Consider the following 12,722-nt stretch of genomic DNA (forward strand, 5'->3'; position numbering starts at 1 on the left):
AACATAAATCTAACAAGGAATGAGTAATGAAATTGAAGAAGATCAGCATAATGACCTTTGCGGCGCTATATGCGACCGGAATAGGGACGTTAGTTGCCAATCCTTTAGATAGGAACCAAGCCGAGCAAAAACTTATTGGTATCAAGCTGGCACCCGAACAAATATTAGCCAATAAAAATAAACCAACCCATCCGGCTTTGAATCGCGCTAATAGACCGGGTCAAATTGGTATGAACGTCCATCGCGCTGTAAATGGGAGTAGCCACAAGGCGCCATTTGCATGGGAAAAGGACATTGATGGAACGCATACCTATATTATTCAATTAATGGATGCTCCTGTTTCACTTTATCAGGGTGATAGACCTGAGTTTGCCGCTACGTCGCCTCGTAGCAATCAGCCCGCAATACGTTCTAATGAGCGTTTTGGGACAATCGATTTAAAGAGCAAAACCGTTAAAAACTACCAAGCTTTTTTAACGCGCTCTCAGAATGAAACCGCTAGCCAAATCAAGCGTGTTGCTCCAGATGCTGAAATAAAGCGTCGCTTTAATGTGGCACTAAACGGTATGACCATGGTGTTAACCCAGGAGCAAGCCGCTGAAGTAGCTAAGCTGCCCAATGTTAAAGCGGTGACTCGAGCGAAGGAATATCAATTATTCACCGATGTCGGCCCTAAGCATATTGGCGCTGATATGATTTGGCAGGGCACGAGCACTCCCGACGGCGTTGCGATGCGTGGTGAGGGCATTATTGCCGGTATTATCGACACTGGGATTAACTCAGATCACCCGTCTTTTGCCGCAGTTTCGGCAGACGGTTATAAGCACGTCAACCCATTAGGCGAAGGCAATTATCTCGGCGACTGCCAAGAATATCCTTTGATGTGTAACAGTAAGCTTATCGGTGTTCGTTCCTACGATATGATTACCGATACCTATAAAGATCCGATTTTCCAACCCGATCTGCCACCGTGGGAAGTGGATTATAAACGCCCACCCAATGGTGAAGATTACAACGGCCATGGTTCACATACTGCCAGTACCGTTGCGGGTAACGTGCTCTACAATGTGCCCTTTAAACTGAGTGGAACTGATGAAAAATCAGATGGTTTTGATACCTCTTTAGTCTTCCCCGAAATTTCAGGCGTTGCCCCAAGAGCCAACATTATTGCCTACCAAGTGTGTTATCCCGGTGGTGGTTCGTATGGCGAAAACTACGGTGGTTGTCCTGGCGATGCATTAGTCGCTGCTATTGAAGATGCCATTATCGACGGCGTCGATGTGATTAACTTCTCTATCGGTGGACTTGAAAGTCTGCCTTGGTACGATGCCGTTGAAATGGCGTTTTTAGCTGCGCGTGAATCGGGGATCTCTGTTGCTGCTTCGGCGGGTAACTGGGGACGCTATGGCCCAGGCTATATCGACCATGTCTCGCCTTGGTTAACATCCGTTGCTGCCAGTACCCATGGTCGCCAAATTGAACCTGTTGAAGGCTCGCTCACTTTTGCAGGTGAAAACGCACCTAATAAAATGGCAGGTTATGCCGTAACGGGAGATATCACTGGCCGTTTAGTTGATGCCGCAACCTATAGTGATCCACTGTGCTTGGCTCCTTTCCCAGCTGGCACATTCAATAGCGATGATATCGTGTTATGTAAGCGCGGTGAAAATGCTCGCGTACAGAAAGGTGTTAACGTTGCTGCGGGCGGTGCGGGGGGGATTATTTTATATAACGCCGTATCTTGGGACGATGGTACTGGCGCGAATAGCCTAAATTTAAACCCTTTCCCTATCCCAGGAATGCACATCGACGCGGCATCAGGCAATCAGCTTGTTGAATGGGTTGCCAACACCACAGAGCCTAAAGTCACCATCACTGCGGGTAAGATTATCACCACTGAGCGCGAAGCCGATGTGTTAGCTGACTTCTCCTCCCGTGGTCCAAGTAGCACTAACCCCAATGTAATGGTGCCAAACGTGTCAGCCCCCGGGGTGGACGTGTTTGCTGCTTATTCTGACGAAATGCCTTTTAGCTTGTATCCCTCACCGAGTGATTATGAAGCCATTAGTGGTACTTCTATGGCAGGTCCACATGTGGCGGGCGCTTTAGCGTTATTAACCCAAGCGCACCCACAATGGACGCCTGCGATGATCCAGTCGGCACTGATGACCACCGCCGTGTTAGGTAAAGCTCCAACCTACGATAATCCGCCAAAATTAGTGGATGCAGCTTTCTACGATATGGGTAGCGGAGTGATTAACGTAGCCAGAGCGGTAAAAGCGGGTCTGGTGATGGATGAAAATGGTGATAATTATCGCGCCGCCAACCCCACGGAAGGTGGCGATGTGACCGCGTTAAACGTGCCTTATTTAGTCAATGCGGAATGTAAAAGTAGCTGCACTTGGATGCGTACCTTTACTGCCACGACAGACGGTGAGTGGAACGTGAGTGCGACCGAAATCACCACAGAAGGCGCGCCTTTCCTTGAGCTAAGTGTTTATCCGCAAACGATTAAGTTAAAAGCGGGTGAGCAGCAAAGTATTATGGTAACGGCGAAAATCCTCGATGTAACCTCTGTCAACGCTAACTCCTCCTCAAACGAAGTGTTTGGTAAAATTGACCTGAAACCGACGGATGCCAGTTTGCCAGATCAATACTTGCCCGTAATGGCACGTTTTACTGGCTCTAGCTTGCCTGAAATTGTCGCAGGAAAAATCCACCGCGATACTGGCACTATGTTGACACCTGAGTTGATGACCAAAGAAATCAGCGCGCTGAATGTCAAAGTGAGTGGCTTAACCGCAGGTACAGTCACAGAGCACAAACTTAATGCCGCCTATGTTGACTTTACAAAGCCTGAAACATTGGAAAATAATCCGGGTGTTTCGGTGCATTTCTTTGACGTACCAGAAGGCACTCGCCGCATCGTATGGGAAGAAGTCTCTGCAGATAATGCTGCATCAACGTCTTTAGATATTGGTATGGACTTGAATAGCAACGGCAAAGTGGAATGGTATGACGAGGCGATTTGTTACTCCTATACCGATGTTACCGACTATTGCGCGATCAATGATCCAACGCCAGGCCGTTACTGGGTGATGTTAGGTAACTTTAAGCGCCCATGGGGAGACGAGATTGATACCAAAGACAGCATTAAAGCGAGTCTGGCGATTATCTCCGACACTGATACTAAGCAACTGAATGTAACAGGGCCAGCAAGTACCAATGGTATCGATCCTTACCAATTGCAAATGAACTGGTCTGTCACAGGCAGTAAAGCGGGTGATCGCTTATACGGCTTGGTTGAAGTCGGTAATGGTGCGCAAAACGTTGGCAACATTGGCAAAATGGCCGTGCATTTAGTGCATGAGGGCAATGATGTCAGTATCACGACCAGCCAACAACAAGCCAAAGAAGGCGATGTTGTTGAGGTTAAGATGCTGATGGCACCAAACCTACTCGGATTAGAGCGCGATGTGAATATTGCCTTAACACTGCCCGAAGGTTTGCAATTATTGCCTAACACGCTAAAAGCGAACAGCAATAACCAAGATCTTAAAGCCGGCCTGACTGTTGCTGCACAGCAAATCACCCTGAAAGCGATGCAACAGGCGAGCAATGCGCAAAAACGTCAATATCTCTTCACCACGAGCGATACCGATGAGAGCTGCCGAATTCCAATCGGTTCAAATCCTTATTATTTGGATTTATTTACCGAGGCTGGAATCGCGTCTGAAGCGGCAATTGCTGGTCGGGTGAATGATACGGTAACTGTGCCATTAAGCGCATTTGGTATTGATCGTATCCCGCTGTATAACAATCCAGAAGAGTATTCACACAAAGATACCTTAAGCATTTCTCCTGGTGGATTTATTCAGCTCGATCAACTACCACTGTTCTGGGCTGCTCACTATCCAATGGAAGAGCAATATTTCCCCGATACTGTGATTGCTCCGTTATGGCGTGGAGATGGTGTTACCATCCCTGAATATAATTTGGATACCGAAAGCATGGACGGCGTATCGCTTGCTGTTACCAATGACCGACGTTATCTGATTGTTGAATGGGACAATATGCGTCAGGATTTTGCCTTTGGTATTAACCATGATCCTGATTACGATGCCCGTTACAGTTTTGAGCTATTAGCCTCAACTCAGCTTAATTTTGCCCCTGGTGAGCATGAGTTTATTTTTGCCTATGACAAATTAACCGGTAACAAAGCGCATTTAGGCTCAATTGGTTTACATGGTTACTATGGACCACGTGGCACCTTTGGCCCTGCGTATGGTTATATCGGTGATGGCTTTGCCTTTAACGATCTGGATAAGAAAATTGCAGAAGGCTTAGTGGTCTGTGCTAACTACACTGGGCCTGAAGCGACAGCAATCGAACTATCATTCTCGGCTCGTGTTGGCGCCAAAGCGGTAGGTCAAGATCTGCAGATTATTGCTAAAAGTGATTACACTGGCAGCAGTAGTGTGACCTCTAGCGGAAGCCTCAAAGTACCTTCAAACCTTGCGATAGGTTCACTCGGCAATATGTCTGTTGCTGAAAACACCAGCATCAGTTTTGAGGTGCTAGTGCAAGACAAAGAAAATACCGCTAATGGTATCCAAGTCACAGGCGCGCATATCACCTCAGTTGTTAATGGTAACCAAGTCACCATCACTCCCGAAAAAGATTGGCACGGTACAACCACTGTCACAGTGAAAGCCTTTGATAAGGTTTATCAAAATGACATGGTGCAAACGAGCTTTAACTTAGTCGTGAACTCTGATGGTGTAGAACCTACGCCACCAACTACGCCTCCAACACCACCTGTTGAAGAGACTAAAGAGAGCGATGGCGGTAGCTTGGGTTGGCTTGCCATCCTGATGCTTGGCTTGATGGCCGTATCACGTCAAAAATGGAATGTGAATAAGTAAACTTCACCTTTAAGTAGTACCTTGTCTTTGGGCCTTCTAACGGAGGCCCTTTTTTATGCGTCCAAGTATGGATGAGCATCGGCCATAAATGATGTGTTTATCCTACATTAATTCTTCGTTACAAGCCTTGCTATTAAATCTATTAACAATTCTGTGATGTGCGTGTAGTTTAGATAGCTTATAAAAACAACAATAGGTTATCGCTATGACTGTATCCTCGGTATCGCGCACTTTATCAACATCTTCTGTCGCCACATCCTTTGCACCTTATGTGAGTTCATTCGGTGTGAGTACATCAAAATTGGCCAAGAGCTTACTGGCTTCCATCGTCACTTTGAGTTTAATGGGTATAGGCTTAAGTTCTGCCTATGCGGCGCAGCCCGATGCGGCTAAGTTGGCGGCGAGTGTGGAGCAAAAGGTGATCGACTGGCGCCGTGATTTGCACCAGCATCCTGAGTTATCTAATCGCGAGTTTCGCACCAGCAAGATTATCGAAAAGCATCTGAAATCCCTCGGGTTAGAAGTTCAAACGGGCATCGCTCATACTGGGGTTGTTGCTATCTTGAAAGGCGAAAAGTTAAAGGGCGGTAAGCCCGGCCCTTTGATTGCGATCCGCGCTGATATGGATGCCTTGCCCGTGACCGAAGTCGTCGATGTGCCCTTTGCCTCTAAAGCGACAGATACCTATCGTGGTCAAACCGTAGGGGTGATGCATGCCTGCGGCCACGATACCCATGTGGCCATGCTGATGGGCGTGGCCGAGAATTTAGTGAAAGTGAAAGATAGCCTTGCCGGCGATGTGATGTTTATCTTCCAGCCTGCTGAAGAAGGTGCGCCCGATGGCGAAGAGGGCGGCGCGGAATTAATGCTCAAACAAGGGCTGTTTGCCAAGCGTAAACCCGACCAAGTGTTTGGGATGCATGTGACCTCGAGTATGCCAAGCGGCATGATTGGGGTGCGCAGCGGCCCAGCAATGGCGAGTGAAGATTCCTTTACGATCAAAGTGAAAGGTCGCCAAACCCATGGCTCGCGTCCGTGGAATGGTGTCGACCCTATTGTGGCCGCGGCGCAAATTATTACCAATGTGCAAACTATTGTCAGTCGTCAGGTGGATATTACCAAAGCGCCTGCCGTGGTGAGTTTTGGCGCGGTAAATGGTGGCATTCGCTCGAATATTATTCCTGATGAAGTCGAGTTGATTGGCACCATCCGCACCTTTGACCAGCCTATGCGTGCCGATATTAAGGTGCGCTTGGCCGAAATCGCCGAGTTATCGGCAAAAACCTTAGGCGCCACCGCGACAACCGAAATCCATCAAGGTTATCCCGTAGTGGTGAACAATCCCGAATTGGTCGCCAGTATGCGCCCCGCGCTTGCCAGCGTGGTCGGCGATAAGATGCTGATTGAGCCAGGATTAATCACAGGTGCCGAGGACTTTTCCTTCTATGCCTTAGAGTCCCCTGGGATGTTTTTCTTCCTCGGGGTGACGCCAAAGGGCACAGATCCTGAAACGGCGGCCAGTAACCATTCGCCAGCATTTTATGTGGATGAAAGCGCGTTAAAAGTTGGTGTTGAGGCCATGACTAAGGTTGCCCTTACGGCACTGAAGGCACAATAAACCGCTTAAGCCTTATTCCGTCAGCTTTTCGGTATAACTTGAGCTTACAAAAAATTGGGTGGGAAGATCTTTTCGCCCTTGATTTGTTAATCAATATGCCCTCTTATGTGAATTTTTACAGCAAGGAGTGAACAAGATGAAGCGCACGCTATCGGCGCTGGTATTGGCGATGGGACTCTTTAATCCCTTGAGCCAAGCTCAGGCCACCACGGCAGAAGATATTAAGAGTTTCACGCTAGATAACGGCATGAAAATCATGGTGCTAGAGGACTCTTCTATTCCCAATGCCAACATGTATCTATTTTGGAAAGTCGGTTCCCGTAACGAAGTCCCGGGGATTACCGGTATTTCACACTTTTTCGAACATATGATGTTTAATGGCTCGAAAAAATACGGCCCTAAGATGTTCGACCGCACTATGGAAGCGGCGGGCGGGGCTAACAATGCCTACACCACAGAGGATATGACGGTTTACACCGACTGGTTTCCCGCCAATGCGCTAGAAACCATGTTCGACCTTGAAGCTGATCGTATCGCCAACTTAGATATCAATCCCGCGATGGTGGAAAGCGAGCGTGGCGTAGTGCAGTCGGAGCGTTCAACTGGGCTTGAAAACTCTAACTGGAATACCCTCGAAGGCGAAATTAAAGGCGTGGCCTTTTTAGCGCACCCCTATTCTTGGTCTGTGATTGGTCATGAATCGGATATCGCCGCTTGGACCTTGGAAGATTTAGTGCAATACCATAAGACCTATTACGCGCCAAACAATGCGGTCGTGGTGATTGCGGGTGATGTGAAGCTTGCCCAAGTAAAAGCCTTGGCCGACAAGTACTTTGCGCCTATTCCTGCGCAAACACCGCCAAAGGCCGTGCGTACCGTGGAGCCTGAGCAAAAGGGTGAGCGCCGTACCTTCGTTCAAAAAGCCTCGGTCAGTACGCCTAATGTGATGCTGGCTTACCATATTCCGGCAGCGACTCACGCAGATTTTTATGCGCTGGATTTATTAAGTTCGATTTTAAGCCAAGGCAATAGCTCGCGTTTATATCAAGCGCTGGTGGATAAACAAGTGGCCTTAGAAGCGCAAACCTATATGCCGATGTCGGTCGATCCCAATCTCTTTTACGTCATGGGTGTAGCTACGCCAGAGATGAAAGCATCGACGCTAGAGCGGGCGCTGATTGAACAAATCGATGCCATTGCGACCCATGGCGTTAGCCAGCAAGAGCTAGATAAAGTTAAAAATATCAAGTTGATGGATTTTTACCGCGCGATGGAAACCATTAATGGTAAGGCCAACACTATCGGCACCTATGAAATGTATTTTGGCAGTTACGACAAGTTATTTAATGCGCCAGAGGCCTATAACAAGGTAACGCCTGCGGATATCCAACGTGTTGCCCAAACCTATTTACGCAAATCGAATCGCACGGTCGCGGTATTGGCGGCAAATGAGGAGTCCTCTCAATGAAATCGATGGCAATGAAACTCTCCTTTGTCAAATCATCCTTTGTCAAATCATCCTTTGTCAAATCATCTTGGCAACCGACTAAGTTAATGGTCGCATTAGCCCTAGGCACTGGCTTAGCCTTATCCGGCTGCGCCTCCACCACGGCATCAAAACGCGTCGATACCGGCAGCTTTGCCATGCCAAGTTACGACAAGTTAGTGCTAGATAACGGCCTAACAGTGTATTTAATGCCACAGCGCGAAGTGCCGTTAATCACCCTAAACGCGGTCGTGCGTGCAGGGGCGGTAAACGACACCACAGCAGGTATCGCCCAAATGACCGCCCAAGGTTTACTCCTTGGCGCGGCGGGTAAATCCAAGGCCGAGATTGAGCAACAAGTGGATTTTCTCGGCGCTAGCTTAGGGGCCGAAGCCGATAAAGAAGGCAGTTATCTGGCCGCCGATTTTATGGCGAAAGATACCGATGTGATGCTTGGCCTATTCAGCGCCGCGCTATTAAGCCCAGACTTTGATTCAGCAGAATTCGACAAGCTTAAGCAGCGCGCCATTGCGGGTTTACAGCAGGATAAAGAAAGCCCGCGCGCCGTGATTGGTCGTTACTTCGACAAACTGGTGTTCGGTGCTCATCCTTACGGTAATGCCTCATCGGGTAATCGTGAGTCACTTGAGCAAGTCACAGTGTCGCAGCTGCGCGCCTTCCATAAAAGCTACTATCAACCCGCCAATACCGCATTAACAGTGGTGGGGGATTTTGATGTGGCGGCGATGAAGGCCAAGCTAACTCAGACTTTTGGCCAGTGGAAAGGCAGCGAAAAACTCGTTCAGCCCGACTTAAACCAAGGTTTACCTAAGTTAACTCAGGCCAAAGTGCTGCTGGTGGATAAGCCAGATGCGATGGAAACCACCTTTGTTATTGGTGGTTTAGGCATTAGCCGTGATAACCCAGACTATGTGGGGCTAACGGTCGTGAACACTATTTTAGGTGGTCGCTTTACCTCTTGGCTGAACGATGAGCTGCGAGTGAATGCGGGGCTAACCTATGGTGCTCGCTCTGGTTTTAGTCCTTATACCGATGCAGGTGTGTTTACCATTAGCACCTTCACTAAGACGGAAACCACTCAAGAAGCAATTGATTTAGCCCTGAAAACCTATGCTCGCTTATGGGAGAAAGGCGTCGACCAAGCGACTCTTGATTCGGCTAAGGCTTATGTTAAAGGTCAGTTCCCGCCTAAGTTTGAAACCTCGGGCCAATTGGCAGGACTCTTATCTGGCATGTATCTGTACGGCTTCGATGATAAGTTTATCAACGAGTTCCAAGCTAAAGTGGACGGTTTAACCTTAGAAGAGACCCAAAGGTTAGTGAAAACTTACTTCCCGCAAAAGGACTTACAGTTTGTGCTGATCGGCAACGCCAGCAAGATTGCGCCTATCGCGGCCAAGTATGGCCAAGTGCAAACCGTTGATATTAATGCGGTGGGTTTTGGTCAATAACCACTGGCGTTAGTCTATTTCGCCCAATAAAAAGGTCTGCATAGTGCAGACCTTTTGTTTTTCTGTTCTAGGTTCTAGGTTCTAGGTTCTAGGTTCTAGGTTCTAGATTCTAGATGTTATTGCGCACCGGGCTTGGCGTAGTGAGCCATCCAATCTTTCACTTGGTTATACCAATAGATGGAGTTGTTGGGCTTCATAATCCAATGGTTTTCATCGGGGAAATAAATCATCCGCGATTCAACATTACGGGTTTGCAGGGTACGGAACAGCTCAAAACCTTGGCCGACAGGCACGCGGTAATCGAGTTGCCCATGGCTGACTAAGGTTGGAGTGTTAAAGTTGGCGGCAAAGTAATGGGGCGAAATGGCTTTATACAGCTCAGGATTATCCCAGTAGTTACCAAAGCGGGTGCTGTGGACGGCAAAGTCCGCCGACATTTGTGAATACATGTCGTATACCGCGGCGTGGATTAGCAGCGCCTTGAAGGGATGCGGCTGGCCTAAAATAATCGAGGTTAAGTAGCCACCATAGCTGGCACCACCGGCAACCATACGATCGCTATCGATCCAACTTTGTTGCTTAAACCAGTCTGCGGCTTTGAGCACGTCTTCGAGGGATTTGTTTTTCCAATCTGGGTTAATGGCATCGGCAAACTCTTGTCCGAAACCGCTAGAGCCATGGAAGTTTGGCCACGCGGTAACATAACCCCAAGAGGCAAAGGTTTGCGCATTCCAGCGGTAGTGGAAACCATCGCTAATGGCGTTGTGCGGACCGCCGTGGATTAACATAAACAGCGGATACTTTTTGCTGCGGTCGAACCCGGGAGGATAGTGCACCCACATTTGAATGTCTTGGCCTTGGTAACCTTTGTAGGTGACCGACTCATAGCTGCCTAAATCGACATCCTTTAAAATATCGTCGTTAAACTGTTCTAAACGCTCGGTTTTACTATTGCGAGGATTGATGCTGACTAAACGCGCGGGATACAAGAAGCTTTGATTGGTCGCAATCAACTGGCCATCTTTAGCGATAGCAGGCTGGCTAAAGTCGGTAGCTTGGGTGATGGCCTTGGCCTTACCGCTCTTGGCATCGATATGGTAAATACGGTTAGTGGCGGCATCATCAATGCTGGCATAAAAGCCCTTGCTGTCGGGTGTCCAGTTGAAGTCAGACACTGAGCGATCCCAATCCGCGGTGAGCGTGGTGAGTTTGCGACTGCTTACATCCAGCAGCATTAGCCTTGCGGTATCGGCATAAAATCCTGGGATTTTTTGGCGCGTAAAGGCCAGGGTTTTGCCGTTAGGACTAAAGGATGGATTGAGATCCGGCGCGGGGTTTTCTGGAGTGATGTTTTCAGCCTTGTTGCCGCCGATGGTGGCGAGGAACAAATCTAACTTAGGATCAACCCGATTATCAGAACCATAGGCGCTAAAGGCGATTAAGCGTTCATCGGGGGAAATATCATAACTTGAACTGCTTTGGCTTGAGCGTGGCAGTTCATGGCCTAAAGGCTGAGTCACGGCTTCAACCGCGCCGCCTGTGGCAGGGATCCTAAATACATGGGCCTGACGGCGCTCATCTAACCAATGATCGAACTGCGAATAGGGCAGTGCATTCCACTGGCGGGCGGAGACTTTATTATCTTTATCTGTCTTGAGCTGGGCTTTCATTTGCTCCCAATTCTGTTCAGGAAAGATATTGCTAATAAAATACAAATGCTTGCCAACCCACTTGATGCCATTGACGCCGGTGGGGATATCCGTGAGTTTGCTGGCTTCACCTGGGCCATCCATAGGTAACAGGTAAATTTGGCCCGCGTCATCATCGTTACGTTCGCTGATAAAAGCCAAGGTTTTACCATCTGGCGAAAACACCGGCTCGCTGACTTTTAAGCCTTTGGCGGTAATCGCACGGTTATTTTTACCTTCACCGTCGAAGCGCCACAGTTGGGTTGAACCCTTGTCTTCCTTAAGGTCGTACTCAGTCACAGGCGCAATAATATGCTCGCCCGTGGATGACACCACTGGGCTACCTATGCGTTTGAGTTGCCAAAGTAATTCGACTGAGAGTGGTTTGCTTGCTTCTGCAAATGCCGTGCTGAAAGGCATGAGTAAGCTAAGCAGTAAAATGCCTGCCTTCTTCACTAGATGTCTCCTTATCATTCAGAGTGTTATCGTTATTTTTCCCGTAAAACATCACAGTATAGAAACTGAGCATGAAATCAAACTGAGTCTATCGGTGGCAAGAGTGACTTTTATGTAAGTAACTGTAACCACTGAGGACATTTTGATGGCAAGGTATGTTGGGTATGGCGCAAAGTGTTATGGCGTATTTGTGGCTAAGGTGTTTTAACGCTAATGTATTGGAAGATTGAAATAGGACTCGAATATGGCGTTAATCATCCCGCAAAAACTGGGCAAGCTATTGATCAAAAATGTATTGATGCTCGCCTTGGGCTGCTTGGCTATCTTTCCTGCACAAGCCGCTAAGATCAGTTTTAAAGCCTTTTGCCCGCAAATGGTGGGGCAGTGGCAGGGCAATGCTGCTAAGGCAAGTGACACCCCTAGACAAGTGACGGTCAATGGCTTCTGCTCCCATGATCAGCGGCAGTTGATCCTCTCCGTGAGTGTTGGGACGCACGCTCCCTACAGTGAGACTTGGTGGTTTCGGGAGCAAGGCGAGCAAGTGCTGTTAACCTACTACGACGGTGTCTCGCAGGAGAAGCAGCAACTCTTTAGTTTATATCAACAAAATGGTGATTATTCCCTGCTGGGCGAGGGAGTCGTGAATGCGCGCGCCGCCTTAATCCAACTGTTATTCGAAGCTAAATCGCCCCAAGGCGCATGGCAGTGGACGCAAAATATCCAATATTTAGACGATGATATCGACCGCTATCAGCTCTTTCGTGGGATAGAAATGACGCCTGTAGCACCATTGAATTAAGCCGACTTATTCATACTCGACAATACGCAACTCACTTTTGGACAAAAGCGTGTCAGGTCATCGGTTGTATCAGGTGAATTTCGGATAAAAATTTCTATGGATTAACGATTAAGCTAAGGGGCGGGCTTTAGCCCGTCCCAGCGAACGAAGTGAGCGATTTGAGCGCATTGTGTACGCCCAGCATGGGCATGAACTAATGAGGTGAAAGTCCTCTGTAGGAAGGTCACCGTTCAATAACATCCTGTTATTAAACGTTAACTACTAGCGAATGGCAAGGG

General features: G+C 48.3%; 6 protein-coding genes. 5 read left to right on the forward strand and 1 reads right to left on the reverse strand.

Annotated features, from left to right (window positions below):
• Positions 1–26 precede the first annotated feature (26 nt).
• From M0413_RS22980 to M0413_RS20235, 4 genes are all read left to right on the forward strand, one after another.
• Positions 27–4,925: a S8 family serine peptidase gene (locus M0413_RS22980; protein ID WP_283771983.1), complete on the forward strand. Its 4,899-nt coding sequence runs from the start codon at positions 27–29 to the stop codon at positions 4,923–4,925.
• A gap of 205 nt (positions 4,926–5,130) precedes the next feature.
• Positions 5,131–6,543, forward strand: coding sequence for an amidohydrolase (locus M0413_RS20225; protein WP_249555412.1), 1,413 nt, complete (start codon positions 5,131–5,133; stop codon positions 6,541–6,543).
• Positions 6,544–6,679: 136 nt separating this feature from the next.
• Positions 6,680–8,011, forward strand: coding sequence for a M16 family metallopeptidase (locus M0413_RS20230; protein ID WP_249555414.1), 1,332 nt, complete (start codon positions 6,680–6,682; stop codon positions 8,009–8,011).
• An 11-nt stretch (positions 8,012–8,022) separates the two neighbouring features.
• Positions 8,023–9,501, forward strand: coding sequence for a M16 family metallopeptidase (locus M0413_RS20235; RefSeq protein WP_502957304.1), 1,479 nt, complete (start codon positions 8,023–8,025; stop codon positions 9,499–9,501).
• 116 nt (positions 9,502–9,617) lie between these two features.
• Here M0413_RS20235 and M0413_RS20240 read toward each other — a convergent pair whose 3' ends face one another.
• The gene (locus M0413_RS20240; protein ID WP_218737822.1) at positions 9,618–11,645 is read right to left on the reverse strand and encodes a S9 family peptidase; all 2,028 of its coding nucleotides are present in this window, start codon (positions 11,643–11,645) and stop codon (positions 9,618–9,620) included.
• A 244-nt stretch (positions 11,646–11,889) separates the two neighbouring features.
• On the opposite strand from M0413_RS20240, the gene M0413_RS20245 reads away from it, so the two are divergent.
• Positions 11,890–12,444 carry a hypothetical protein gene (locus tag M0413_RS20245; RefSeq protein ID WP_218737823.1) on the forward strand — a complete coding sequence of 185 codons (555 nt, stop codon included), beginning with the start codon at positions 11,890–11,892 and terminating at the stop codon, positions 12,442–12,444.
• Positions 12,445–12,722 lie beyond the last annotated feature (278 nt).

It is taken from the genome of Shewanella sp. 8A, from assembly GCF_023475945.1.
Classification (GTDB): Bacteria; Pseudomonadota; Gammaproteobacteria; order Enterobacterales; family Shewanellaceae; genus Shewanella; species Shewanella xiamenensis.